General features: G+C 41.7%; 24 protein-coding genes and 1 other RNA gene. 13 read left to right on the top strand and 12 right to left on the bottom strand.

Going from position 1 to position 25,187, the window contains the following annotated elements; all coding sequences use genetic code 11:
* Positions 1-71 precede the first annotated feature (71 nt).
* Positions 72-491, top strand: a complete 420-nt coding sequence (locus J0X13_RS14810) for an STAS/SEC14 domain-containing protein (protein ID WP_207072163.1) — start codon at positions 72-74, stop codon at positions 489-491.
* 4 nt (positions 492-495) lie between these two features.
* Here J0X13_RS14810 and J0X13_RS14805 read toward each other — a convergent pair whose 3' ends face one another.
* Positions 496-2,031: an NAD(P)H-hydrate dehydratase gene (locus J0X13_RS14805; RefSeq protein WP_207072162.1), complete on the bottom strand. Its 1,536-nt coding sequence runs from the start codon at positions 2,029-2,031 to the stop codon at positions 496-498.
* Positions 2,032-2,289: 258 nt separating this feature from the next.
* On the opposite strand from J0X13_RS14805, the gene thrA reads away from it, so the two are divergent.
* From thrA to thrC, 3 genes are read left to right on the top strand one after another with little or no spacing between them, the layout of a single operon-like run.
* Complete coding sequence (gene thrA / locus J0X13_RS14800; protein ID WP_207072161.1) at positions 2,290-4,734, top strand: bifunctional aspartate kinase/homoserine dehydrogenase I; 2,445 nt, start codon at positions 2,290-2,292, stop codon at positions 4,732-4,734.
* A gap of 3 nt (positions 4,735-4,737) precedes the next feature.
* Complete coding sequence (locus tag J0X13_RS14795) at positions 4,738-5,661, top strand: homoserine kinase (protein WP_207072160.1); 924 nt, start codon at positions 4,738-4,740, stop codon at positions 5,659-5,661.
* 3 nt (positions 5,662-5,664) lie between these two features.
* Entirely contained in the window at positions 5,665-6,960 is a 1,296-nt protein-coding gene (gene thrC, locus J0X13_RS14790; protein ID WP_207072159.1) for a threonine synthase, read from the top strand.
* On the opposite strand, the gene J0X13_RS14785 is transcribed toward thrC, so the two are convergent.
* Positions 6,957-8,525 carry an aminopeptidase P family protein gene (locus tag J0X13_RS14785; protein ID WP_242535752.1) on the bottom strand — a complete coding sequence of 523 codons (1,569 nt, stop codon included), beginning with the start codon at positions 8,523-8,525 and terminating at the stop codon, positions 6,957-6,959. The two genes, thrC and J0X13_RS14785, sit on opposite strands and share 4 nt — an antisense overlap.
* A gap of 188 nt (positions 8,526-8,713) precedes the next feature.
* Between J0X13_RS14785 and gcvT the strand changes: the two genes are divergently transcribed.
* From gcvT to J0X13_RS14765, 4 genes are all read left to right on the top strand, one after another.
* A complete protein-coding gene (gene gcvT / locus J0X13_RS14780; RefSeq protein ID WP_207072157.1) occupies positions 8,714-9,802 on the top strand; it encodes a glycine cleavage system aminomethyltransferase GcvT in 1,089 nt (362 codons plus the stop codon).
* Between the two features lie 7 nt (positions 9,803-9,809).
* The gene (locus tag J0X13_RS14775) at positions 9,810-10,628 is read left to right on the top strand and encodes a sugar nucleotide-binding protein (protein WP_207072156.1); all 819 of its coding nucleotides are present in this window, start codon (positions 9,810-9,812) and stop codon (positions 10,626-10,628) included.
* Positions 10,629-10,677: 49 nt separating this feature from the next.
* Positions 10,678-10,965, top strand: a complete 288-nt coding sequence (locus J0X13_RS14770; protein WP_207072155.1) for a 4a-hydroxytetrahydrobiopterin dehydratase — start codon at positions 10,678-10,680, stop codon at positions 10,963-10,965.
* Between the two features lie 66 nt (positions 10,966-11,031).
* Entirely contained in the window at positions 11,032-11,742 is a 711-nt protein-coding gene (locus J0X13_RS14765; protein WP_207072154.1) for a YebC/PmpR family DNA-binding transcriptional regulator, read from the top strand.
* 1 nt (position 11,743) lies between these two features.
* Here the strand turns inward: J0X13_RS14765 and J0X13_RS14760 are convergent, their stop codons facing one another.
* From J0X13_RS14760 to J0X13_RS14735, 6 genes are read right to left on the bottom strand one after another with little or no spacing between them, the layout of a single operon-like run.
* The gene (locus tag J0X13_RS14760) at positions 11,744-12,286 is read right to left on the bottom strand and encodes a 1-acyl-sn-glycerol-3-phosphate acyltransferase (protein WP_207072153.1); all 543 of its coding nucleotides are present in this window, start codon (positions 12,284-12,286) and stop codon (positions 11,744-11,746) included.
* A 36-nt stretch (positions 12,287-12,322) separates the two neighbouring features.
* Positions 12,323-13,450, bottom strand: a complete 1,128-nt coding sequence (locus J0X13_RS14755; RefSeq protein WP_207072152.1) for an iron-containing alcohol dehydrogenase family protein — start codon at positions 13,448-13,450, stop codon at positions 12,323-12,325.
* Complete coding sequence (locus J0X13_RS14750) at positions 13,450-14,154, bottom strand: HAD family hydrolase (protein ID WP_207072151.1); 705 nt, start codon at positions 14,152-14,154, stop codon at positions 13,450-13,452. The genes J0X13_RS14755 and J0X13_RS14750 overlap by 1 nt, the downstream gene beginning before the upstream one ends.
* A complete protein-coding gene (gene kdsB / locus J0X13_RS14745) occupies positions 14,145-14,858 on the bottom strand; it encodes a 3-deoxy-manno-octulosonate cytidylyltransferase (RefSeq protein ID WP_207072207.1) in 714 nt (237 codons plus the stop codon). The genes J0X13_RS14750 and kdsB overlap by 10 nt, the downstream gene beginning before the upstream one ends.
* Positions 14,859-14,896: 38 nt before the next feature.
* Positions 14,897-15,469, bottom strand: a complete 573-nt coding sequence (locus tag J0X13_RS14740) for a DUF4126 domain-containing protein (RefSeq protein ID WP_237685845.1) — start codon at positions 15,467-15,469, stop codon at positions 14,897-14,899.
* A gap of 24 nt (positions 15,470-15,493) precedes the next feature.
* Complete coding sequence (locus tag J0X13_RS14735; protein ID WP_207072150.1) at positions 15,494-16,927, bottom strand: ATP-dependent DNA helicase; 1,434 nt, start codon at positions 16,925-16,927, stop codon at positions 15,494-15,496.
* Between the two features lie 107 nt (positions 16,928-17,034).
* Here J0X13_RS14735 and J0X13_RS14730 point away from each other — a divergent pair, with 107 nt between their 5' ends.
* Genes J0X13_RS14730 through J0X13_RS14720 form a run of 3 tightly spaced genes read left to right on the top strand, consistent with a single transcriptional unit; the run spans position 17,035 to position 19,127 of the window.
* Positions 17,035-17,772, top strand: a complete 738-nt coding sequence (locus J0X13_RS14730; RefSeq protein ID WP_207072149.1) for a hypothetical protein — start codon at positions 17,035-17,037, stop codon at positions 17,770-17,772.
* Positions 17,773-17,828: 56 nt separating this feature from the next.
* Positions 17,829-18,587, top strand: coding sequence for a DUF3822 family protein (locus J0X13_RS14725; protein ID WP_242535751.1), 759 nt, complete (start codon positions 17,829-17,831; stop codon positions 18,585-18,587).
* The gene (locus J0X13_RS14720; protein WP_207072148.1) at positions 18,588-19,127 is read left to right on the top strand and encodes an RsmD family RNA methyltransferase; all 540 of its coding nucleotides are present in this window, start codon (positions 18,588-18,590) and stop codon (positions 19,125-19,127) included.
* Here J0X13_RS14720 and rnpB read toward each other — a convergent pair.
* Positions 19,123-19,424: RNase P RNA component class A (gene rnpB / locus J0X13_RS14715), an RNA gene on the bottom strand. The two genes, J0X13_RS14720 and rnpB, sit on opposite strands and share 5 nt — an antisense overlap.
* Before the next feature lie 108 nt (positions 19,425-19,532).
* Here rnpB and J0X13_RS14710 point away from each other — a divergent pair.
* On the top strand, positions 19,533-21,290 hold the full coding sequence (locus tag J0X13_RS14710; protein ID WP_207072147.1) for a DNA polymerase III subunit gamma/tau: 1,758 nt from the start codon (positions 19,533-19,535) through the stop codon (positions 21,288-21,290).
* Positions 21,291-21,344: 54 nt separating this feature from the next.
* On the top strand, positions 21,345-21,926 hold the full coding sequence (locus J0X13_RS14705) for a MiaE family protein (RefSeq protein WP_207072146.1): 582 nt from the start codon (positions 21,345-21,347) through the stop codon (positions 21,924-21,926).
* Here the strand turns inward: J0X13_RS14705 and ppk1 are convergent.
* From ppk1 to pdxH, 3 genes are read right to left on the bottom strand one after another with little or no spacing between them, the layout of a single operon-like run.
* A complete protein-coding gene (ppk1, locus tag J0X13_RS14700) occupies positions 21,923-23,998 on the bottom strand; it encodes a polyphosphate kinase 1 (protein WP_207072145.1) in 2,076 nt (691 codons plus the stop codon). The two genes, J0X13_RS14705 and ppk1, sit on opposite strands and share 4 nt — an antisense overlap.
* Complete coding sequence (locus tag J0X13_RS14695) at positions 23,999-24,487, bottom strand: SixA phosphatase family protein (protein ID WP_207072144.1); 489 nt, start codon at positions 24,485-24,487, stop codon at positions 23,999-24,001.
* Positions 24,488-24,498: 11 nt separating this feature from the next.
* Positions 24,499-25,146, bottom strand: a complete 648-nt coding sequence (pdxH, locus tag J0X13_RS14690; protein ID WP_207072143.1) for a pyridoxamine 5'-phosphate oxidase — start codon at positions 25,144-25,146, stop codon at positions 24,499-24,501.
* Positions 25,147-25,187 lie beyond the last annotated feature (41 nt).

Below are 25,187 nucleotides of genomic sequence, written 5' to 3'. Positions count from 1 at the left end.
ATCTATTATTTTTTCGTTAACAGCCATTACCTAATAATTTTATTCCTGAGACACTATAATTACACTTGGGAATGAAAATAACTTCTAAAAAGAAGACCGTAGTGGTACGCGAGTATCAACTGGACATAGGAACCGTTCAGGTTTTCAAAAATTATATGGTTGCTTCTTTTAATGAAGGTACCACCATCACCCTTGAAAGGGCTTACCAAATGATCGGTATATCGGAAATCCATTTTAGGGATAAAGATTTTGCCTATATCAGCTTAAGAAAAAATTCGTATGCCGTAGACCCGACGGTATACAATTACCTCAGAGGCATGGACAATCTCAAAGCCTTCGCTATCGTCTCCAAAAAGGAGATAGACATGCACAATTTCAATATTGAAAAAATGTTCTATAAAAAGCCTATGGAGTTTTTTATAGAGTTTGACAATGCCTTGGCGTGGGCACAAAAAAAACTTGAAGCAAAAAAAGGAAGGAATAGCGCCTAAAAGACTAACTTTTATCCTTCTGTTCCATCTCCGGTTGACGGAACAGTTCTGAAAAGGCACTTCCAATATGTTCCACAAGAGTGGATGCCTTGAGCGCCTCATAACCCTTTGTGCTTGCAGCCAAATCTCCTGCCAAACCGTGCAGGTACACTCCGAATATTGAAGCTTCCACAGTTGAATAGCCTTGGGCAATAAGCCCGGTGATCATACCTGTTAACACATCGCCGCTCCCTGCTGTGGCCATACCTGGGTTTCCAGTCGTATTTACATAACCTTTACCATTAAAAAGGGTAACTGTATGCGCTCCTTTTATCACTACTATCAAATTGTATTGAGCAGCGAACGTTTTGGCTTTTTCCAACTTTTCAAAATCGGAAGACCAGTGCCCGATCAATCGCTCCAATTCCTTCGGATGAGGTGTAAGTACCGATAACTCGGGAACATCGCTGAGCATTTCAGGGTTTTGGGATAAAATGTTCAGTCCATCGGCATCTATCACCATGGGAGAATCCATCTTTTTCAAAAAAGTGCCAAAGGCAGAAATTGTATCATCATCTTGACCGATACCAACCCCTACTCCAATAACGGAAGGCTCAAATGGAATTTCTATGCCTGAAATATTCTTCTCTCGAGACCCAGTCAAAACCATTACCTCTGGAATAGCGGTTTGCAGGGAATTATACCCGCATTTGGGAATAAATGCGGTCACCAAACCACTACCCACGCTTAAACAGGAGCTAGCAGCCAATTGTACGGCACCTATCTTGCCATAACTACCACCAACAATCACCGAATGTCCATAATTGCCTTTATGTGAAAATTTGAGCCTCGGTCGGTACATGGGCAATACTTCAGGGCGTCCGATCAGTTCAAAATCCGTTTCCGTGTTGGAAATATAATCTTGGTCCAAGCCGATATCAAGGATTTCCCATTGATTTACATACACTCCGGTTCGGGGCAAAAAGAAAACCAATTTAGGCACCTGAAAACTCAACACATAGCTGGAATTGATCACATACGAAGGCTCCCAAGGCCCCCTATCAACAGGCAAGCCCGAGGGCACGTCTACGGATAAGGTGAAAGCACGAGAATTGTTAATGTGCTTGATCAAGTTGCCCACCCACTCATCCGGAGCTCGGTTGAGACCGATTCCAAAAATGGCATCCACCACAATATCGTTGGGTGAAATCTTGGGCAACTCACTTTCTTCGTTGATAAAATCAGGCCATACCTTCCCATCTTTCAAACGTTCCAAATTTAGCAGAAAGTCCTCCGATCTTTTATCACTATAGTTGACCACATATACTTTAATGGAATAACCGTGCTCATTCAATTTTCTGGCCAGCACCAAACCATCCCCACCATTGTTCCCAATACCACAGAACAACTGGATCTTGACCTGGGTACCACGTAAACGGGAATGCATCCATTCGAAAAGCTGTGTAGCTGCGCGCTCCATCAGTTCCTCACTCTTTATCTTCTCTTTTTGAATTGTGGATTTATCAGCTTGATAGATTTGTTCGGCGGAAAATATTTTCATTCAGCAATAAAAATTGGTTATTCATAAGGATTTCGCAAAAAACAACACCAATGATTTGATGAAGTACACAAAAGTACTACATTTATCACCTCATTACAGAGCAATGAAGTTAAAACAAACGGATAGTAACCTTAATTTGATGAATCCTTTTTCATCTACCTTCACTATTACCACTACCACCCCTTTGGGGTAAGTCTGCTATATATAATTCCGTCCGTTTTTCAATCTATTTAGAATTTTTTTCAACACTAGTCCTTTATGAAAGTCTTAAAATTTGGAGGCACTTCGGTGGCCAATCCAGAAAATATAAATAAGGTCAAATCCATCCTTGCCAATCAAAAAAATGACCAAATAGCTGTGGTCGTATCGGCCTTTGGAGGTGTAACAGACCTGCTTCTTAACGCGTCCCGTTCGGCATCCGAGCAAGATGTAAGCTACAAAAACAGCCTCAAGGAAGTCGAGGACAAACATATTTCCGCCATTAGGGAATTGATTCCCGTCACCTCACAAAGTACGGCACTGAGCAAGGTGAAAAGTGAACTCAATATTTTGGAGACCTTGCTGGAGGGTGCTTTTCTGATTGGTGAGCTGACTCCCAAACTATCCGACAAAATTGTAAGCTATGGCGAGCTGTTATCTTCCTTCATCATCAGCGAATTCCTAAAATCCGAAGGTTTGGACGTTGTCTATAAAGATAGCAGGGAACTCATTAAAACCGACAACAATTTTGGTAAGGCCAATGTAGATTTCAACATTTCCAATGCAAATTGTGAAACCTATTTTTCATCCACAAAAAAACAAATAACAATTTTACCAGGATTCGTTGCCTCCAGTAAGAGTGGAGATTTGACCACCTTGGGCAGAGGAGGTTCGGATTATACCGCCGCCATAATCGCAGCTGCCATAGATGCGGATATTCTTGAGATTTGGACCGACGTTAGCGGCATGTACACGGCTAATCCAAAATTGGTGAAACAGGCCAAATGCGTATCCCATATCAGCTACCAAGAAGCTATGGAACTTTCCCATTTTGGAGCCAAAGTACTATATCCGCCAACCATTCAACCCGTATTGGGCAAAGCGATCCCGATCGCTATTAAAAACACCTTCGACCCTGAAAACCCGGGCACTTTGATTGCTAAGAACAATAACGGAAATGGAAAAACAGTTCGCGGCATCAGCCATGTAGGCAATATTAGTCTACTTTCACTGGAAGGGCCGGGCATGATAGGTATCCCTGGAATATCCAAGCGCTTTTTTGAAACGCTTTCGGTCAAGAACATCAGTATTGTTTTGATCACCCAAGCATCTTCAGAGCATTCCATTTGTGTGGGTATTGCCGATGAAGATGTGGATTTGGCGGCCGAGGCAGTGAACGAGACCTTTGAATTCGAGATTTCAAGGAATAAGATCAAACCCGTCATTGTTGAAAAAGACCTTACCATTGTTGCGTTGGTCGGGGACAATATGAAAAGTCATCAAGGTCTTAGCGGTAAAATGTTCAGCACACTTGGTAAAAACAACGTGAATATAAGAGCCATCGCCCAGGGGGCATCCGAACGTAACATTTCGGCCGTCATCAAAAAGGAAGATGTGAAAAAAGCCCTGAACTCGTTGCACGAGACTTTTTTCGAGGAGAACATCAAACAGCTCAACCTATTCGTGATGGGCGTAGGCAATGTAGGTTCCAAATTCTTGCAGCAAATCCGTCAACAGAAAAAATATTTAAAGGAAGAGCTAAAGCTCAACGTTCGTGTTATCGGCATCAGTAATTCAAGAAAAATGGCCTTTGATGAAAATGGAATTTCCCTTAAAGATTGGGAAAACATCTTGGATTCTGGTGAACCGGCGGACAAAGAAGTATTTTTTGACCGCATCAACTCACTGAACTATCGCAATAGTATTTTTGTGGACAATACGGCCAGTGCAGAAGTTTCCAAAAGTTATTCGAGCTATCTAAAGAATAGTATATCCGTGGTCACCTGCAATAAAATTGCATCCTCTTCGGATTATGAATACTACAAGGAATTGAAACAATTGGCAAAGCAATACAATGCACCTTATTTATTCGAGACCAATGTGGGCGCTGGACTCCCTATTATCGATACCTTAAAACATCTCATCGCCTCGGGGGACAAGGTGAGAAAAATACAGGCGGTGCTATCCGGTAGCTTGAATTTTGTCTTCAATACGTTTGATGATTCCACTACCTTTCACGATGTGGTGAAACAGGCTCAGGAAGAAGGCTACACCGAACCTGATCCCACTATTGACCTCAGCGGAGTGGACGTGATGCGAAAGATTCTTATTTTGGCCAGGGAGAGCGGTTATCAATTGGATATTGAGGATATCGAAAACGAGGCATTCCTACCCAAGGAAAGCTTGGAGACCGACTCCAACGAAGCATTTTTTGAAAGCCTGAAGAAATATGAGGCTGACTTTCAAAAATTGTACAAAGATGCTGCAGAAGCGGATAGCAAACTAAAATATGTCGCACAGTTCGAAGATGGAAAGGCCAAAGTAGGCCTACAACAAATACCAAAAGGACACGATTTTTACAATTTGGAGGGAAGTGACAACATTGTGCTGTTCTTTACGGACCGTTATGTTGACCAGCCCTTGATCATAAAAGGTGCCGGAGCAGGAGCCGATGTTACCGCATCGGGTATCTTTGCGGATATCGTTCGAATCGGAAATTTTTAAGGGATGGAGGAAATTAAAGTATTTTGCCCGGCAACCATAGCCAATGTCTCCTGCGGATTTGATGTACTTGGATTGGCACTGGATTCGGTAGGAGATCAAATGACAGTTCGCAAAACTTCCGACAAAGGGATTCACATCACCAAAATAATTGGCCAGAAACTTCCGCTAGAAACGGAAAACAATGTGGCCGGTGTAGCGGGTTTGGCCCTATTGGAAAAGAGTGATTATGAAGGTGGTTTTGAAATTGAAATAGACAAACGCATAAAGCCCGGTAGTGGCATTGGTAGCAGTGCTGCAAGTTCCACAGGGGCTGTTTGGGCCATGAACGAATTATTGGGCAAGCCCTTTTCCAAGTTGGAACTGGTGGAATTTGCCATGCAAGGGGAAAAACTGGCCAGCGATGTGGCCCATGCCGATAATGTTGCCCCTGCCATTTACGGAGGATTCACTTTAGTCCGTAGTTACGAACCTCTGGACATTATCCCGATACCGACGCCATCGGAATTGTATGCAACGGTAATCCATCCACAGATCGAGATCAAAACCTCGGACTCCCGAAAAATTTTAAAAACCACGATTTCCATGCAACAGGGCATCCAACAGTGGGGCAACCTGGGCGGATTGGTCGCAGGACTTTTCCAAAATGATTACGATCTTATCGGACGCTCTTTGCACGATTATATAGTTGAGCCTATCCGTTCCATTTTAATTCCAGCATTTGACGATATTAAGGCCAATGCTTTAAAAGCAGGTGCTTTGGGAAGTGGAATTTCAGGGTCGGGACCTTCGATTTTTGCCTTGAGCAAAGGCGAGGATACCGCCAAAAAGGTGGCGGAGTCCATGAAAAACACCTATCAAAATATTGGAGTGGATTTCGATATCCATATTTCCAAAGTAAACAGCCAAGGCGTAAAGAAAATTGCTTGATCCATGAAATTCTATAGTCTAAACAATCAAAATATACAGGCTTCGTTCAAAGAGGCCGTCATTGCTGGAATCGCTCCGGACAAGGGGCTTTATTTTCCAGAGAGCATTACACCTCTTCCTGCTGATTTTTTTGAACACATCGAAGAGTTGTCCGATCCGGAAATAGCCTTTCGGGCCATTCATCAATTTGTAATGGAAGACATTCCCGACGATGCATTGAAAGTGATCATCGCGAACACCTTGGATTTTGATTTCCCAGTGGTCGATATTGAGGGAAATGTGGGGGCATTGGAACTTTTTCATGGTCCAACCATGGCTTTTAAAGATGTTGGCGCTCGCTTTATGGCCAACTGCCTCGGTTACTTCTCACAGGGAGAAAAACAAGATGTAACAGTTCTCGTAGCCACTTCGGGAGATACTGGAGGTGCCGTGGCCAATGGCTTTTTAGGGGTCGATGGTGTAAAAGTGGTCATTCTCTACCCTAGCGGAAAAGTAAGCGAGATACAAGAAAAACAATTGACTACCTTGGGTCAAAACATTGAGGCCATGGAAGTGGATGGTGTTTTTGATGACTGCCAGCGTATGGTCAAGACCGCTTTTCTGGACACCGATATCACGGACCATAAAAAATTGACCTCGGCCAATAGTATCAACGTAGCCAGATGGCTGCCACAACTGTTCTACTTTTTGTTTGCTTATAAACAGGCTAAATCTAAGGGAAAGGAAATTGTCTTTTCCGTGCCATCAGGAAATTTTGGAAATGTCTGTGCCGGAATGGTGGCACAAAAATTGGGAATGCCGGTCAAACATTTTGTGGCCTCTACCAATGTAAATGACGTAGTACCCAAGTTCATGGAAAATGGTGTGTACGAACCCACGCCTTCCATCGCGACCATATCCAATGCTATGGACGTAGGTGATCCCAGTAATTTTGTCCGCATCAGGCATTTGTACCAAGATAATTTGGAAAAACTACAGGAAAGCCTGTCCTCCTACTCGTTTACGGATGATGCCACTAAGGCAATCATGAAAGAGGTGTATTCCAAAACAGGCTATGTTATGGACCCACATGGTGCCGTAGGATATTTGGGACTAAAAGAATATCAAAAATCCCATCTCGACACCTATGGTATTTTCTTGGAAACGGCGCACCCCGTCAAATTTTTGGATGTGGTGGAGGAAACCTTGGAGGTTAGCCCAAAAATTCCTCCTCAGATTATGAAGGTTATGGACAAAGACAAAAAATCACATAACATTGCCACTTATGAAGAATTAAAGCAATTCCTCCTGAACGATTAATCCAACTTGGGCAGTTTAAAACTGTCCAAGGGACTGGGTTGCTTCATTACCTCCTCAATGGCTTCGGTAGTCCGCGGTGCCAATCCTGAAAGGTTTACGGGCCCATCCTCGGTAATCAAGATATCATCCTCGATCCTAACGGCAATGCCCCACCATTTTTCATCGCAATCACTGTTTTCTGGGATATAAATACCAGGTTCTACGGTAATTACCTGATTGGGTTTGAATGCTTGATAAGTACCCGCATCGTGCACATCCAACCCTAAATAGTGTGAAGTACCGTGCGGAAAATAGGTTCTGGCCTCTTTGGAATCTTTAATAATGCCCAAATCCTTTAATCCTTTGGCAACCACATCGTATGCCGCCTTGTGTGGCTCCCGGAAAGAAGCCCCGACCACACTTGCGGCAATCCCAGCTTCCTGGGCGTTGTATACGATATCGTAAATGGCTTTTTGCTCTGGCGAGAATTTCCCATTGGCAGGTATGGTCCTGGTTACATCGGCTGTATACCCATGGTACTCCGCCCCCAAGTCCATCAGCACCAAATCATCGCCCACTTTGGTCTTGTTGTTTTCAATGTAGTGAAGTATGCAACCATTATGCCCTCCGCCCACTATGGATGGATAGCCCTCGTACTCGGCTCCATATCTTTTATATACATATTCGTGCACCCCTTGTATTTCAGTTTCGGACATATTGGGGTGCATGGCTTTCATGACCTCTATTTGACCAACTGCTGAGATTTCAATGGCTTTCTTCAACAGTTTCATTTCCTCCGGGGTTTTATCTTGGCGCAATTCCGCCATCACCTTTGGCAGAATACTGGAATCCAAATTATTGGAACGTTGAATTACGAGTACCTGGTTTTTGATTTCATATCGTATCTCGTCATTGTTGGCCGCTACAAAATCATTTAATATATCATCGTCCTGCAACTCTGGATAACGTTCCAGATAGCGCTCAATGGTGGCCACAACATCATTGCTGTTTTGCGAATTGGCAGAGGATATTCTACTGTAAAGACTGTTTCGGACAGGATTATAATCCGCAGGATAGTTGGCCTTTATCTTAAATGTCTTAATCAAATCAAACAAATCTGCCTTGCCTGATTTATCCCTGTAATCGTTATGAAAATCCACAAAGGATACATTGTCAAATGAAGTGAAATCCAACGGAAAGTTTTCGAACTCACTGCCATTATATACGGTTTTGAAGCCCAATTTATCCTTAACCCCTTTAACTCCCAATCGCTTACCGGTCCATTGCTCTGCTCTTGCATCCCTTTCCTGAACGTAAAAAATCTCATCGAAAGTGTTTCCTGAGGCATCTGTCTGCTCTTCCGAAAAAATGATCAATACCGCATTGGGCTCTTTATAACCCGTCAAATAATAAAAATTAGGATCTTGATGATACACATAGTCAACATCATTTGACCGATTTCGTTCCGCATTGGCGAAAAGCACCACTGCGGTTTTGGGGGGTAATTTCTCCCTCACGGCATCCCTTCTTTCCTTATGGAAATCGGCAGGCAAATAATCGGTGGGCAAATCCTGTGATATCGCCATTGTAGCGAGAAATAAAATCGATAAGAGGCTAACGGTTAATTTTGACATGCGTTTATTTTTTCTCAAAATACGAATTTTGGACATATTGCAACGAGTATCCCGATGTGGTTTTAGCAAAATCATAATACCCTAAAGTAAGGGTATCCTCAATTAATTCTATAAATTTGCCCATCTTAAAAATAAAGTCAATGAAAAATACTGCACTTACTAAAACGCATGAAGCGTTGGGAGCCAAAATGGTACCGTTTGCGGGTTACAATATGCCCGTTTCTTATGAGGGTGTGAACATTGAACACGAGACTGTTCGCAAGGCGGTCGGGGTGTTCGACGTATCCCATATGGGCGAGTTTTTGATCGAAGGACCAAAAGCTTTGGAACTTATTCAAAAAGTGACCACCAACGATGCTTCCAAATTGACCGTAGGTAAAGCGCAGTATAGTTGTATGCCCAACGAAACCGGAGGTATCGTGGACGACCTTATTATTTACAGGATCAAGGAAGAAACCTATCTTTTGGTAGTGAATGCTTCCAACATTGACAAGGATTGGGAACATATCTCCAAGTACAACAAGGCCATCGGTGCAGAGATGCGAAATATTTCCGATGACTATTCGCTACTGGCCATTCAGGGCCCTAAAGCGGTAGAGGCCATGCAATCTTTGACTTCGGTAGACTTATCGTCCATCAAGTTCTACAACTTTGTTGTAGGTGATTTTGCAGGGATCGAGCACGTCATTATTTCAGCAACGGGATACACGGGTTCCGGTGGATTTGAAATTTATTGTAAAAATTCCGACGTCCAACAAGTGTGGGACAAAGTATTGGAAGCTGGTGCCGACTATGGCATTAAGCCCATCGGTTTGGCCGCACGTGATACTTTGCGTTTAGAAATGGGCTACTGCCTATACGGAAATGATATTGATGATACTACATCTCCATTTGAGGCCGGTTTGGGTTGGATCACCAAATTCACCAAGGAATTTGTGAACAGCGAGAACTTTGCCAAGGAGAAAGCCGAAGGTTCGAAAAGAAAATTGATTGCATTTCAAATGGAAGAGAGAGGCATCCCAAGAGCCGGATACCCTATTTTGGATGCCGATGGCAACGAAATTGGAAAAGTGACCTCTGGTACCATGTCCCCTTCCCTTTCAAAAGGAATCGGACTTGGTTATGTAACTACTGAATTTTCGAAAGTTGACACACCTATTCATATCAAAATACGGAAAAACAGTGTTTTGGCGACCGTAGTAAAACTCCCATTTTATAAAAACACCTAATTAGCCTTTGGATAAAAAAAAGATATTGATATTAGGAGCAAGTGGATTTGTTGGCAATGCCATATACAAAGAACTCTGCTCCTATTTTGATACTTACGGCACCTATTATTCCAACCGCTCTTTTGCCGAAAACAAGCAATTTATAAGGTACGATCTAGAAGAGGATGATATTTTTCGGGTGCTCGAGCAAGTAAAACCCGATATTATCGTATCCGCGCTTCGTGGAAATTTTCCTGCCCAGGTACAGGCACATCAGCATTTGATGGAGTACTTGGTAAAGACAGATGCCAAATTGTACTTTATTTCATCGGCCAATGTGTTTGATGCCTATAGCAAGTTCCCATCCTACGAGCATGACAAAACCTTGTCGTTGAGTGTATATGGTCGGTTAAAAATCAAGATCGAGAACATGATGATGCGGTTGCCTAAAGGAAAATCCGCTATTTTGAGGGTGCCCATGGTATTTGGCAACTCCTCGCCAAGAATCAAGGAAATCAAGGAAAACATAGCGAACAACGAGCCTATTGAAGTTTTTCCGAACTTGATCATAAACGTAACCAACGACGACAGGCTTACACAACAAATCCATTACCTCATCAACAGGAACAAAACAGGCATTTATCATTTGGGCAGTAGCGACCTTATCCAGCACGAGGAATTCATCAAAGAGGTCATTGCGCATTTGGGGAACTATCATCCCGTATACAAAAGAGTCTATACCACCAATGAAGACCGATATTTAGCTGCTTTGCCCAAGGACAACATTCTCCCGAAAAACCTACGTATTAGTTGCCAAGAGATAATTGAACATCATCTTCCTGTATAAGTTTTCCATTCCATTTGTTATTGGTTAACTTTAAGAAAAACACAGATGTATGGAGAAGTTGAACACCAATGAAATTGAAGAGGCATTAAAAAATCTATCAGGTTGGGCCCTAAAAGATGAAATGATCGAGAAATCGTTCACTTTCAAAGACTTTAAAGAGGCCTTCTCCGTGATGACACATATCGCTTTTGAATGTGAAAAGCAAAACCATCATCCCAATTGGGAAAACGTCTACAACAGTCTTACCATAAAACTCAGCACGCATGATGCTGGTGGTGTTACCCAAAAGGATATTGACCTGGCAAAAACCATTGAAGACATTATGGCCCAAGCTTGAAAAATATTCAACTTGACAAAGGTGCTTTTTTTGCTAAATTTGCCTTCATCCAGAATTTAAGATTTTATGGGAAGAGCGTTCGAATTTAGAAAAGCACGAAAAATGAAACGTTGGGCAGCAATGTCCAAAGCATTTACCAGAATTGGAAAGGACATTGTAATGGCTGTTAAGGAAGGTGGTCCCGACCCTGACGCCAATTCCAAGCTACGTGCCGTGATTCAGAATGCGAAGTCTGTGAACATGCCCAAGGACAATATTGAACGTGCCATTAAAAGGGCTTCGGACAAAAGTCAGGGTGACTACAAGGAGGTTCTTTTTGAAGGCTATGCACCCCATGGGATTGCCATTTTAATCGAGACCGCAACAGACAACAATACCAGGACCGTTGCCAATATTCGTAGTTACTTTAATAAATGCAACGGAAGTTTAGGCACATCGGGATCGGTGGAGTTCATGTTCGACCACACTTGCAACTTTACCATAAACGGAGATGGCATTGACCCTGAAGAGCTAGAACTTGAAATGATCGATTTTGGTGCCGAAGAGGTTTTTGTGGATGAAGATGGCATCCATATCTACGCTCCTTTCGAAAATTTTGGGGCCATTCAAAAAGAATTGGAATCCAGGGAAATCGAAATCATTTCCTCAGGCTTTGACCGTATCCCACAAGTAACCAAAGAGCTTAATGAAGAGGAAGCTGCCGATGTGGAAAAATTACTTGAGAAAATTGAGGAGGACGATGATGTACAGAATGTTTTCCACAGCATGAAGGAGTAGGCTATTCAAAACTATACTCAGGGACTTTTCCCTTGACCCCTTTATAAAAGTTGTGGATTTTTTGAAAATCATTTTCTTGATTTTCCGTGGGTAGAAACGGTTCTGCTATTTTGATTTCTTTTTTACCAAAATCAAAGGCCACCATAACTATGGGAACTTTGGCTTTTTTTGCAATATGATAAAATCCAGTTCTTAAAGCCTCTACTTTTTTACGGGTTCCTTCGGGGGCAAGGGCAAATCGAAATACTTTTCTTTCATTGAAAATCTGCACGATACTATCTACCGTGTTGGAGTTTTTAGATCGGTCCACAGGAGCACCGCCCGTCCATCTAAAAAACCATCCAAAAGGCGGTTTAAAAAGACTCTTTTTTCCGATGTAATTGATTTCTTGGTCAATCACTTTCCGAATCAATAGTCCCATAAAAAAATCCAACCAGTGTGTGTGGGGCACAACAATCACAACACATTTATCCACTTCGGGAAAAGAGCCTTTCAGTTTCCATCCCAAAATTTTAAAATAGATAAATTTAGCCAGCCTTTGCATGGAGTAGTGGTTATCTGTTTTTTAGTAAGCAGACTTTTAAATTTTTTGATATAAGGCCTGAAGCCGTTCAGGTGTCATTATAGTTTCCCAATCCTTTCCCAAAGCATTTTCCCAAAGCGGTCGAAGGCTCAAGGAAATATTTATCATTACATCAAAATCGTTTTGAGTAAGTTCTGCACAAATGCCCTTTGGCAATTTGATATGATGTTTTTCCATCATTTTATTGAAAAGTGCCACTCCTTCCGGATAAAACTCTTCCAAATGCTGGAATACCAAACAGTTGCCAATTCCATGTTTAACCCCTAAAAGATAAGAAAGCCCATAACTCATGGCATGCGCCACACCTACTTGAGAGTAAGCAATGCTCATTCCACCGTGCCAAGACGCCATCATGAGTTTATCCCTAGATTCTTCTGGAGCTATGTCTTCGAGAAACACTTGTTTACAAAGTTCCATGGCCTTTTCGCCATAACTCTGGCTAAAGGCGTTTAAATAAGTTCCTGTCAACGACTCCACGCAATGGATAAAACAATCCATTCCAGTGTAAAACCATTGTTCCTTGGGCACCGTTTTACTAAAATCAGGATCCAACAGTACTTGATCAAACGGAGTAAAGTCCGAATTGATTCCCAGTTTTTTTTCCGGTCCCAATAATACGGTGGTACGGGAGACCTCTGCTCCAGTGCCACTGATCGTAGGAATGCCCACATGATACAACGCGGGTTTGTTCACCAAGTCCCAACCTTGATAATCCTTGGCCAATCCATTATTGTTCAATAGAATAGAAACAGCCTTGGCCAAATCCAACAATGTTCCACCGCCAATACCTATCACTCCAGAAGGAAGTTCGTTATATCTTTCTCTTATCCGGGCCACCAGGGCATCGACTTGGGCTGTTTTGGGTTCTTCCTCTGCGGATATAAAAATGACCTCATCGTTGAACATTAACGGAACCTTGGCCAAAAACTCCTCATTTTCGAAGAAATCGTCCACCAAAAATATAAATGGTGCTTCCGAACTCTTTCGCATGGGTAACAAAATATCTCCCAGTTGCGTAAAACATCCCGCCCCAAAAATTACCCTGGGTACCATTGGGAAGTTCTTGAACGCAGTTTTATGGGTCGGTGTAGTTCCTTGCTTCTTCAAATTATCTTCTGTCTTCATTAGTTGTCCAAATACTTCAAAATATCTTTGAGGCTATTCAATTTTAGGTGATTGTTCACCATTTCGTCTTCACCCACCATCTCATGGGCCCAAGTGGTATGAAAAGGCACATGTACCGCCTTTGCCCCAATATTCAATATGGGCAATACATCCGACTTTAGGGAATTGCCTATCATCAAAAATTCATTGACATCAATATTCAAATGGTCCAACAAATTCTTGTAATTAATTTCTTTTTTATCGCTCAATACCTCAACATGGTGGAAATATTTTGATAATCCCGACTTTTCCAGTTTCCGCTCTTGATCTAAAAGGTCGCCCTTAGTAAGTACGATCAATCGGTACTTTCCCATCAATTTGGACAGGACTTCCTCTACTCCATCGAGCAATTCCACGGGATGCGATATCATCCTTTTTCCGAGCTTTACTATTTCTCCAATGGTTTCTTGTGACACTTTGTTATTGGAGAGGTCCAAGGCCGATTCTATCATGGAAAGCATGAATCCTTTTATGCCATATCCGTATATATCCAAGTTGTCCATTTCCATTTTAAACAGCTCCTGATCTATCTTATTTTTGGTCTCATAGTTTTCCAATAATTCCGCAAACTTTTCTTCCGTATCCCTAAAATAGGTCTCGTTTACCCAAAGGGTATCGTCCGCATCAAAGCCAATGGTCTTTATGTTGGAGAAATCTACTTCCATACTTTTCTTGCACGTTCCAAATCTTCAGGGGTATCTATCTCGATGCCCGTGACGTGGGTTTCCACCATTTTTATTTTTTTGCCATACTCCAAAAAACGTATAGCCTCAATTTTTTCTTTTGCCTCCAAAGGCAGCATGGACAATTTTTGAAAATCCATCAATGCCCGTTTTCTAAAAACATAGACCCCTTTGTGCTTGTAATAGGTTGCCTCCACCTCCTTGTCCCTCGGGTAAGGAATCGGGGAACGTGAAAAATAGAGTGCAAAACCCTGATGATCCACAACTACCTTTACCGTATTAGGGTTGGATATTTCTTCCCAATCGGTTATTGGGGTCATCAATGACCCAAGGTCAATCTCTTTTTCTGTATCGTTTTTGAAGACTTTGATGATCTTACCCAAGCTTTCGGCATCAATAAAGGGTTCGTCACCTTGCACATTGATCACTACATCAACATCCATGTCCTCCACTGCTTCGGCAATTCTATCGCTGCCGCTCTCATGTGCTCTTTTGCTCATAATGACCTTTCCTCCTATTCCCTGGATCACATCGGAAATTATAGGGCTATCGGTCACTACATATACCTCATCAAAAAGTTCCGTGTTCACCGCCGCTTCATACGTTCGTACAATTACGGGCTTACCACCGAGGTCCTGCATTAGTTTTGCAGGAAACCTGGAGGCTTGATAACGAGCGGGAATCATGGAAATTATTTTCACTTTTAGGCTTTTGGATGATTAGGTTATTTAGCTTTTGGTCTTATTTTTCGATAGATCCTGAATATGATCAATAATATGATAATCACAAGGATTGCGGCTATGGGCGGCACCAAAATCGACGCTGTGCTCACGGCAACGGCCGCACCGGTTTCCACTGTAGATACCAGAGGATTGGCCAAACCACCTGTAGTTCCTGTAGAAGTGAGTCTTCCTGCGGCATTGGCCCCTTTAATGGCCGTCGCTGTTCCGCCCCCGGCAATAATGGCCAAAGACCAAGTAACCACCGGGTCCAAATTCGCAGCAGTGGATACGACTACAGCGGTGCCCGCTATTCCAGCTAAAGGAATGGCAAGACTGTCCAAAGCATTGTCCACCCACGGGATGAAATAGGCAAAAATCTCAACAATGGTTGCAACACCCAAGGTGATGAGCGCCGTTAAACTTCCTATCCATTGCCAGTTCTCGTTTAGGTCCCACACTCCCAAGTAAGCCGCAAAACTAAGGGCAAAAAGAGGTAGAAAAACACGAAAACCAACGGAAGCGGCCAATCCGATTCCGAGGAACAAACTTATTATGGTATCCGGTTCAATATTCATGTCGATGTCTAAAATAGGTTTTTCCTAGTCAAGAAAAAAATCATCCTTGAAACCTATTAAATAGAGTTGTCGCTCTGCCCTTGTTACCGCCGTGTAAAGCCATCTTAGGTAATCTTTGTCCACACCATTGGGCAAATAGGGCTGTTCCACAAAAACCGTATCCCATTGCCCTCCTTGGGATTTGTGACATGTTATCGCATAGGAAAACTTTACTTGTAGAGCATTAAAGAACCTATTGTTCTTTACCCCCAAGAATTTTCTGTATTTGGATTTTTCATGTGCATAGTCCTTCATCACTTCTTGATAAAGTTTGTTTCCATCTTCATAGGATAGCGATGGCGTCTCGGCTGTTATTGTGTCCAAAAGCAGAACCGTCTCAAATGGTTTTTGATTGGGATAATCCACCATTTTCACCTTCACCTCGGCAAACTTGAAACCATAAAGTTCCTTGATGGCAAAAAGTTCCAATACCTCAATTATATCCCCATTGGCAATAAAGCCAGCTTCGGAATTGGGCTTTAACCAGAAGTAATTGTTCTTTACGACCATCATATAGTCGCCCACGGAAATTTCGTTATCCAAAAATAGGATGCGCTCCCTTATGTTTTGATTGTAAAGGTTGGCCCTTTTGTTAGACCGAACAATAATAGCGGTTTGTTCTTTCCCATTTTGACCGTAAGAGGAATCGATAGCCTCTTGAATCTCGTTGCCATCGATCAAACGGACAATATCCTTATATTGATGTAGATCAAATTTAAAATCATCAAAAAACTCCGATTGCAATTGCTCCCGAAGGTTCGTTGCATTGTGAAGAATACCGGAATCGTCCGATTGTCGCATAACCTCATCCAACTCCAAACACTCCACTTCCTTATCATAATTTAAGGATAAACGGTTTTCATCAAGGGCTGGACTAAGCTCCAATTTTACCGGGGGCAACTGTGCGGTATCGCCAATCAATACTAATTTACAATTATGGCCAGAGTGTACATAATACATTAAATCGTCCAAAAGGGAACCATTTTCAAACAGTTTCGAATCAGCCGGCGTGTCGGGAATCATAGATGCTTCATCTACAATAAATACCGTATTACGGTGCTTGTTAGGAGCCAAAACAAATTGAATGCCTCCACCGGATTGTTTCTTTGGAAAATATATTTTTTTATGAATGGTAAAGGCCTTGTTCCCCGAATACACAGACATAACTTTTGCCGCCCTTCCAGTGGGAGCCATTAAAACGGAACTCATTTTTACTTTCCACAGACTGCTGACCAAAGTGGCCACAAGTGTTGTTTTCCCAGTTCCGGCAAAACCCTTTAAAAGGAATACTTCATCCTTTTTGCCCTCTAAAACAAAGTTAGCCAGCTTATTAAGGGCAATACCTTGTTTTCGGGTAGGTGTATGGGGAAATTTTTCGGTTAAAATCTTTAAAAATCCAGGTGCGTTAAAATCCTTCATGAGTGCTAAATATAGTGGTCTTTTTTAAAGCAAAAAGTTTCCCAATAAAAAAAATATTGTAGATTTGTCTGTAACCACTAAATTAACTTTGAAAGACAGTATCAGATATGTTAAACTTAATTCTTATTGTTGTTTTAATATGCCTTGTGACCATAGGGCTTGTTTTCTTGATCGATAGATTTTTACCTCAAAAAGTAAAGCCTGTATTAGTAATTCTATTTGGAATTCTAAGTATTTACCTTGGGTTTAAAATATACGATTCCATCAACGCCCCCATTGAGTTCAATAAGGTAAGAAACGAAAGGTTCACCCAGGTCATCAACAAACTAAAGGATATCAGGGATTCACAAGAAGCCTATAAAACTGTAAACGGCAAGTACGCTGGTGATTTTGAAAGCTTGATCAAATTCATCGATACCGGAAACTATACCATTACTACACAGCGCGACTCCTCGTTTATGAGGTATGACCGAGTGTATCAGATCGAAATGCAACAGGATACAATAATTATTGACACCTTGGGCACTGTTAAGGTAAAAGATTCCCTTTTTGGAGCTGACGACCGTTACAAAACCATGATGAACGTTCCTTACGCTCAAAACAATGAAAAGTTTGAAATGAAGGCGGACATCATCGAAAAAAGTGGATACAGCGCTCCCGTTTTTGAAGCAAAGGTGAAGAAAGAAGTTGTTCTTTACGATCAGCCGGAAGATTTACTTGAAAAAGAAAAATCATATCAAAGCGTAGAGGAGGTCAATGGTACCGAAATAAAAGTAGGTTCCTTGACCGAAGTTAGTACAAACGGTAACTGGCCACCTATCTACGATAGGAAAAAGAAGAACTAGCTATAGCACAGAACGAATCAAATAGCACTTATAGAAAACTGTCCATTCAAGCTGGCTTGAATGGACTTTCTTTTTGTGTAGTGGATACTATTACAAATAAGATTCTCGCATTTGAGCGTATGAGCTTTAAAACACCGCTCACCCCCTACCTAATGCTCAAGGAGTTAAAGGAAAAACTCAGCAAACAAGGCGATGTGGGAACAAACTTCTCAGAGGTAATGGTTATCCACAAGAACAACATGTTCGGATTGGTTCCCAAACCATTGTTCAATAAGGAGGAGCTACCAAATTACCTAAAGTTCAACGCTAAGATCATGCCAAATGACCTGATAGCGTATGACGAGATTCCCAATCAAGAAATTATCAATGTTTATGTTCCATATACCAATGTGAACAATTATATATTTGAACTTTTTGGTGAATTTGAATTTAAACACAGTGGAACCGTTCTTCTCAATACACTATTAAATCAAAACAGGACGGCATCGGAACCTGTTTGCTATGTCCAGGTTTCAGAACGGGAGATGGAAATGATGGTCATCTCCGACAAGAAGTTAAAATTCTACAATCAGTTCGAGTACAGCAACAAAGAAGACTTTCTATATTACTTACTATTTAGTTTGGAACAAATGCAACTAGACCTTGAAAAGGTCAACCTAAAACTTTTTGGTGCGGTCGAAGAGGGAGACCCCATTTATGACCTCTGCTACCAATACATAAAAAACGTTTCTGTTTTTGTTCCCAGCAATCCATCTTTTCCAGTGGAGCAATTGGAAAATGAGAGCATAGATTTTTCGATATTAAGCTCCCTCTAAATGCGTATCATATCCGGAAAATATAAGGGCAAAAGACTAACTGCCCCCAAAAAGTTACCTGTTCGCCCAACCACGGATATGGCCAAAGAGGCACTGTTCAATATTCTGAACAATCGGTTCTATTTTGATGAACTCAAAGTTCTTGACCTATTCTCGGGCACCGGTAACATTAGTTTTGAATTCGCATCCAGGGGAACAGAAAAAATAACTGCTGTAGATGGGTTTCAGGGGTGCGTTCGCTATATTTCAAAAACTGCTGAAGAATTGGATTTTTCCATAAATACCGTAAAATCCGATGTCTTTAAGTTTTTAGAGCGAACCACTGAAAAATACGATCTTATTTTCGCAGACCCACCTTATGATTTTGACACCGAACAATTTCTCAACATTGCCGATTTGGTTTTTGAAAAAGAACTATTACTGGAAGAGGGTCTACTGATTATTGAACATTCCGACCAAACCAATCTTTCGGAACATCCAAAATTTTCGGAGCAAAGAAAGTATGGTGGAAGTATTTTCAGTTTCTTTGAAGTTGAATAAAAGCAGGCCATAAGCCGGATTCTGTATACCCTTATCATTTATCTAGACACATGGTTGCCCAAGTGTTCCAACCGCCTACCCTCCAACTCGGACGTGCAGCCCTCAAACATTGGTTTACATGGCGTTTCACCGCATAGAGTTTGCCGATTTCACTACAGCCGAACTGTACTTGCTTTCTGTTGCACTGGTCCTCGCCTTGCGGCGGACGGGCGTTACCCGCTATGCCGCACTGTGGTGTCCGGACTTTCCTCTTCAAGCTTGGTTGCCCTTACTTGCAGCGATAAGGTGGCCTGCTGTTTGCAAAGGTAATCCAATTGTTAATAAAAAACAGCTTAACTGTCCTCTTGCAGGTAACTTTACATAATCCTATTTTTATATTTGTAGTAATTCTATTATTTCCCAGCATTGGAACCTTTTATAGTATCAGCTAGAAAATATAGACCCCAAACATTCAAGGATGTTGTGGGCCAATCCTCTATTACCAATACCTTGACCAATGCAATTGACAACAACCATTTGGCCCAAGCTCTATTGTTCTGTGGTCCAAGAGGTGTCGGGAAGACCACTTGCGCCCGTATTCTGGCAAAAAAAATAAACCAAGATGGCACGGAAAGGGAGGATGAAGATTTTGCTTTCAACATTTTTGAGCTGGATGCTGCATCCAACAACTCAGTAGACGATATTCGTAGCTTAATAGATCAAGTTCGGATCCCACCTCAAACGGGGAAGTACAAGGTGTACATTATTGATGAGGTGCATATGCTATCCCAATCGGCATTCAATGCCTTTTTAAAAACATTGGAAGAACCTCCAAAACACGCCATATTTATTTTGGCAACCACAGAGAAGCACAAAATAATTCCGACAATACTTTCCCGATGCCAAATATTTGATTTTAAACGCATCACCGTTAAGGATGCCGCAGAATACCTAAAGTATATCGCTGAGCAGCAAGGTATTGAAGCGGAGGAAAGCGCACTGAACATCATTGCCCAAAAGGCAGATGGTGCCATGCGGGATGCCCTATCCATTTTTGATCGTGTGGTAAGTTTTTCGGGTAAAGAATTGACCCGAAAAGCGGTGACCGAAAACCTAAACGTTCTGGATTACGACATTTATTTCTCTGCCACGGATTTAATTCTAGAGAACAACATACCAGAACTTCTGATTCTTTTCAACAAAACCCTGTCCCTCGGTTTTGATGGTCATCACTTTATTTCCGGTTTGGCATCACACTTTAGGGATTTAATGGTATGTCAACACCCCGACACTTTAAATTTGCTGGAAGTAGGCGAAGATGTAACCAAACAATACAAAGATCAAGCAAAAAAAGCTTCAAAAGAGTTCCTTTTAAAAGCCATAGATCTGGCAAACGATTGTGACCTGCAATACAAAACCAGTAAAAACCAGCGATTGTTGGTCGAACTAACGCTTATGAAATTGGCATCCATCACTTTCGATGGAGAAAAAAAAAACTCTAATTTCATAATTCCGGCCTCCTATTTTTCCGGAAAAACAACATCATCAAACGGCACATCCACATCACCTCAAACCAACGGTGCCACTCCACCACCAACAGTGGAAAAATCGATACCTTCCAATACTTCAAAAGAAGCCCCTGAGCCCAAGGAAGCGGTAAAAGAAAAGGTAACCGAGCCAAAAGAACCATATCAATCCAAAAAAATAAATATTAAGACTTCGGAAAAAAGGGTCTCAGGACTCTCCCTTTCCAGCATTAAGGTTAAAAAGGCTCACGAGAACACGAAATCGCCAAGCGTAGACGAAAAGGATCTCCCCAAAGATTCCTTTGAGGAAAAAGACATGCAGCAGCATTGGAATGATTTTGTGAACATATTGGAAAAGCAGGGCAGAAAGATTTTGGCCAGTAATTTACAAACCGATGTTCCCAAGCTAAAAAATGAGAATACCATTTGGATAGAGCTCCCCAATGGCACCATGAAAAAAGAAATAGAACGGGAACAAAGCCTGATGCTGGATTACTTGAAACAAAAATTGAACAACTATTCCATTTCTCTTTACATTACGGTAAACGAGGAGGTTGCCAAAAAGTTTGCCTTTACTCCCGAAGAAAAATATGAAAAGTTGAGAGAGAAAAACCCAAATTTGGATTTGCTCAGAAAAGAGTTTGACCTCGATTTTTAAACTTACCGCACAATACTTTTATCTTTGCACCTGTAACATTCAAAAAGCATAGTCATGTTAGGCCTAAAACTACCTACGGACCCAAGATGGGTAAACATTGTTGAAAAGAATATCGAAGAAATATTGACCGATCATGCCTATTGCGAGCAAAAGGCGGCAAGCACAGCGATTTCTTTGATCATCGGTTTTCCTGAAAAATCGGAATTGGTAAAGGAAATGACCGCTCTTGCCCGTGAGGAAATGGGGCATTTCAATATGGTGCATGATAAAATTATAAATCGCGGTTGGGTCTTGGGTCGCGAACGAAAGGATGAATATGTTGTTGAATTGATGAAATTCTTCCCTAAAGGTGGCAGCCGAGAAACCCATTTGGTGCACAAGCTATTATATGCCGCCCTAATTGAAGCCCGCAGTTGTGAACGCTTTAGATTACTTTCTGAAGAAATAGATGACGAAGAATTATCCGAATTCTACCGAAACCTTATGGTCAGTGAAGCCAACCATTACACCATGTTCCTAAAATTTGCCCGAAAATATGGCAACAAAGAGGAAGTGGACCAAAAATGGAACGACCTTTTGGACTACGAAGCACAACTAATGAAAGACTTGGGAAAAAAGGAGACCATGCACGGCTAGGCCTCCAATTTTCTTTTATAGTAATCGTACATCTCAAATTGAGAACGTAGTTCAGGTTCCCCTTTGGCTCGCTTTCTATAGGCGTTGTCCTGCTTTTCTGAAAACACCCTTGCCTTAGAGTTATCTTTCCAGGATATCTCAAAAGTATCGAGAAGTTCTTGTCTAATGTCAGGGTCGTAAATAGGGCAACCCACCTCTACCCTAAAGTCTAGGTTACGTGTCATCCAATCCGCTGAGGAAATATAGATTTTTGGGTCACCATTGTTACCAAAAATGAACAATCTGGGATGTTCCAAAAACTTATCCACCACACTAATGGCCTCAATATTCTCGCTCATTCCTTCAACACCTGGTATAAGACAGCAAATACCTCTTACTATCATTTGTATTTTAACTCCTGCCCGGCTGGCTTCGTAGAGCTTGTCCACCATCTTATAAGAAGTTAGGCTATTCATCTTTATTTTGATGTAAGCCTCTTTACCTGCTTTGGCATATTCGATTTCCTTATCTATCAACTTCATAAAAGTTGCTTTGGTGTAATGTGGAGATACGATCAGGTGTTTGTATTTATTGATTTTGTAATTGGTCTCAAAGAAGGCGAACACTTTGCTCATATCCTTTAAAATACCTTGATGGGCCGTAAACAAGGTGTAATCCGTATAAATTTTTGCAGTTGACTCGTTAAAGTTTCCTGTACTGATAAAGCCATACCTTTTGATGCCCTCATCCTCTTCGCGTTCCACCAAGCAGACCTTACTGTGTACCTTTAGTCCAGGGACACCAAAAATCAGATTTACCCCTTCGTCCTGTAAATGGTTGGCATATTCAATATTGTTCTGCTCATCAAATCTAGCCTGCAATTCAATCTGTACCGTTACCTGCTTTCCATTTTTGACCGCATTGACCAAAGCCGAGGCTATTTGACTATCACTTGCCAATCGATATATCGTAATCATGATACTTCGTACCTGTGGATCCAGTGCAGCTTCACGTAAAAACTTGGTCACATAACTAAATGTATGGTATGGGGCATAGATCATATAATCTTTATGGGCGATCATATCCAGTAAACTACCCTTCATACTTAATCCCTTTACTGGTAAGGGCTCAATTTTATCGTACATAAGGTCGTGTCTTCCCAAACTGGGAAAGCCCATGTAATCCCTTCTATTGTGGTAACGGCCACCAGGGATAACGCTATCGGTATCCATGATATCCATTTTCTCCTTCAGGAATTGAAGGGTGTCCTTATCGATGTTCTTATCGTACACAAAACGAACCGGATCACTTATTTTTCTATGCTCGACACTTGAGGAAATCTTTTCGATAAAACTCTTGCTCAAATCATTGTCGATGTCCAATTCAGCATCACGTGTAATCTTGATCATATGAGCAGAAATGGACTCGAACTCGAACATGGTGAATACACTGTCCAAGCAAAAACGAATCAAATCGTCCAACATTATAACATAGTCCTTCTCCCCCTCTTTGGGCAACACCACAAAACGGTCGATACCTTTGGGAATCTCGATCAATGCATATCGGTTGTGCATCCCTTTTGAAGAACCATTCTTCATTACGATTTTAACGGCCAAATAAGCCGCGGTATCCTTTAAAAGGGGAAATTCCGTAAGGTCGTTCAAGATGATGGTCATCAACTCTTGGTTTACCTTTTTAAAGAAATAGTCCCGAATAAATTCAGCTTGGCTTTCGTTGACTTCGGTTTCCCTTATTATAAAAATATTTTCTTGACGAAGTTCCTTGTCAATTTGCTTAAAAACCTCCAGACTTCGGGCCTGCTGATCAATTACAATTTTGGTGATTTCCTCTAAAAGGTCTTTTGCCTTTTCGCCCCCCAAAACACTTTTACCGGTTTTCCCAGCATCGACTATTCGTTTTACGGTAGCATATCTAACCTTAAAAAACTCATCCAGGTTATTACTGAAGATACCCAAAAATCGTAATCTGTCGATGAGCGGAACCCTATGGTCCTTGCTCTCTTGCAATACCCTGGCATTAAATTGCAGCCAGCTGATTTCTCTATTTATATATTCGTTCTTTGTTTTTACCATTTATTTTTTCAAGTGTTTTGGAAAGACCATTTGCTTGGTGGTTCCCTCTGATATTTTGGACCAATCGTCCACGCCAAATGTAATGTGGACTAGTCCTGCCGTAGGAACGTTCTCAATATACTGATCTCCCCAAGTATTTGCAAGTGAAGTGAAGGCATAGTTATGTCCAAAGATCGCAACGGTTTCTAAATCATTGTCCAGTGATCGTATAAATTGCTCAACACTGTTGCCGGAAAAGTCATAAAGGGCATCGTCCACGCCGTATTTTGATAAATCAAACTCCAGATTTCTTGCAAAGATCATACTGGTGTGCAGGGCACGGTTGGCGGGGCTGGAATAGATAAAATCAATGAAAGGCGCATGCAGACCAAAGGTTTTGGCAACTAAATGAGCATCGTTTATCCCTCTTTTTTTTAGTGGTCTGTCCTTGTCGGAGACATCGTATTCCCATGAGGATTTCCCATGTCTCATTAATATAAGTTGTTTCATTTTTTTGGGATTTATGGCGCCAAACGTTCTATTTTCCAATCCAGATCATCCTGTAGGGAGTATCGTATCCTATCGTGCAATCTGTTTGGACGTCCCTGCCAGAATTCCATGGAAACGGGACGCACAAGATACCCGCCCCAATATTCGGGTCTGGGCACTTCCTTACCCTCATATTGCTGTTCGAGTTCCTTCAACTTGTTTTCCAGATAGTCTCGGGTCGGAACTACTTCGCTCTGATCGGAGACAACGGCACCTAATTGACTGCCGTGCGGACGAGATTCAAAATAACCATCTGAAAGGTTTTCTGCAATTTTTTCAGCTTTTCCCTTTATGATCACCTGACGCTCCATATTCGGCCAGAAAAAGGATAGGCAAACCGATGGATTGGCTGCTATGGCTTTACCTTTTTCACTTTGGTAATTGGTGTAGAAAATGAAGCCTTCATACGTGAATTTTTTCATCAATACCACACGGCTTTTTGGAAAACCATCCAAACCAATGGTCGAGACTGTCATGGCGTTGGGCTCATCAACCCCATCCACCGCTTCGACTTCATGAAACCATTTTTGAAATTGTTCCATTGGATTTTCCTTTACCGATGCTTCGGTCAGTTCACTTTTCTCGTAAGATTTTCTATAATCGCCAAGGTCTTTTTGCATGACGTGAAGTTCGTCAAAAATAGGGTCACCTCAAAGTATCG

Source organism: [Muricauda] lutisoli (nom. illeg.) (genome assembly GCF_017313105.1).
In the GTDB taxonomy this organism is placed as follows: Bacteria; Bacteroidota; Bacteroidia; order Flavobacteriales; family Flavobacteriaceae; genus Flagellimonas; species Flagellimonas lutisoli.
The sequence above is the reverse complement of the archived record's forward strand: the minus strand, read 5'-3'. Positions and strand labels throughout refer to the sequence as shown.

What these genes read in the sequence shown, in the direction of transcription:
- J0X13_RS14795 (WP_207072160.1), top strand. Translation starts at nt 4,738, where the DNA reads ATGGAGGAAATTAAAGTATTTTGCCCGGCAACCATAGCCAATGTCTCC.
- thrC (WP_207072159.1), top strand. Translation starts at nt 5,665, where the DNA reads ATGAAATTCTATAGTCTAAACAATCAAAATATACAGGCTTCGTTCAAA.
- J0X13_RS14770 (WP_207072155.1), top strand. Translation starts at nt 10,678, where the DNA reads ATGGAGAAGTTGAACACCAATGAAATTGAAGAGGCATTAAAAAATCTA.
- J0X13_RS14760 (WP_207072153.1), bottom strand. Translation starts at nt 12,286, where the DNA reads ATGCAAAGGCTGGCTAAATTTATCTATTTTAAAATTTTGGGATGGAAA.
- J0X13_RS14720 (WP_207072148.1), top strand. Translation starts at nt 18,588, where the DNA reads ATGCGTATCATATCCGGAAAATATAAGGGCAAAAGACTAACTGCCCCC.
- J0X13_RS14695 (WP_207072144.1), bottom strand. Translation starts at nt 24,487, where the DNA reads ATGAAACAACTTATATTAATGAGACATGGGAAATCCTCATGGGAATAC.
- gcvT (WP_207072157.1), top strand. Translation starts at nt 8,714, where the DNA reads ATGAAAAATACTGCACTTACTAAAACGCATGAAGCGTTGGGAGCCAAA.
- thrA (WP_207072161.1), top strand. Translation starts at nt 2,290, where the DNA reads ATGAAAGTCTTAAAATTTGGAGGCACTTCGGTGGCCAATCCAGAAAAT.
- J0X13_RS14730 (WP_207072149.1), top strand. Translation starts at nt 17,035, where the DNA reads ATGTTAAACTTAATTCTTATTGTTGTTTTAATATGCCTTGTGACCATA.
- kdsB (WP_207072207.1), bottom strand. Translation starts at nt 14,858, where the DNA reads ATGATTCCCGCTCGTTATCAAGCCTCCAGGTTTCCTGCAAAACTAATG.
- J0X13_RS14705 (WP_207072146.1), top strand. Translation starts at nt 21,345, where the DNA reads ATGTTAGGCCTAAAACTACCTACGGACCCAAGATGGGTAAACATTGTT.
- J0X13_RS14805 (WP_207072162.1), bottom strand. Translation starts at nt 2,031, where the DNA reads ATGAAAATATTTTCCGCCGAACAAATCTATCAAGCTGATAAATCCACA.
- J0X13_RS14785 (WP_242535752.1), bottom strand. Translation starts at nt 8,525, where the DNA reads ATGGCGATATCACAGGATTTGCCCACCGATTATTTGCCTGCCGATTTC.
- J0X13_RS14750 (WP_207072151.1), bottom strand. Translation starts at nt 14,154, where the DNA reads ATGGAAGTAGATTTCTCCAACATAAAGACCATTGGCTTTGATGCGGAC.
- J0X13_RS14765 (WP_207072154.1), top strand. Translation starts at nt 11,032, where the DNA reads ATGGGAAGAGCGTTCGAATTTAGAAAAGCACGAAAAATGAAACGTTGG.
- J0X13_RS14740 (WP_237685845.1), bottom strand. Translation starts at nt 15,469, where the DNA reads ATGAATATTGAACCGGATACCATAATAAGTTTGTTCCTCGGAATCGGA.
- J0X13_RS14755 (WP_207072152.1), bottom strand. Translation starts at nt 13,450, where the DNA reads ATGAAGACAGAAGATAATTTGAAGAAGCAAGGAACTACACCGACCCAT.
- ppk1 (WP_207072145.1), bottom strand. Translation starts at nt 23,998, where the DNA reads ATGGTAAAAACAAAGAACGAATATATAAATAGAGAAATCAGCTGGCTG.
- J0X13_RS14810 (WP_207072163.1), top strand. Translation starts at nt 72, where the DNA reads ATGAAAATAACTTCTAAAAAGAAGACCGTAGTGGTACGCGAGTATCAA.
- pdxH (WP_207072143.1), bottom strand. Translation starts at nt 25,146, where the DNA reads ATGCAAAAAGACCTTGGCGATTATAGAAAATCTTACGAGAAAAGTGAA.
- J0X13_RS14735 (WP_207072150.1), bottom strand. Translation starts at nt 16,927, where the DNA reads ATGAAGGATTTTAACGCACCTGGATTTTTAAAGATTTTAACCGAAAAA.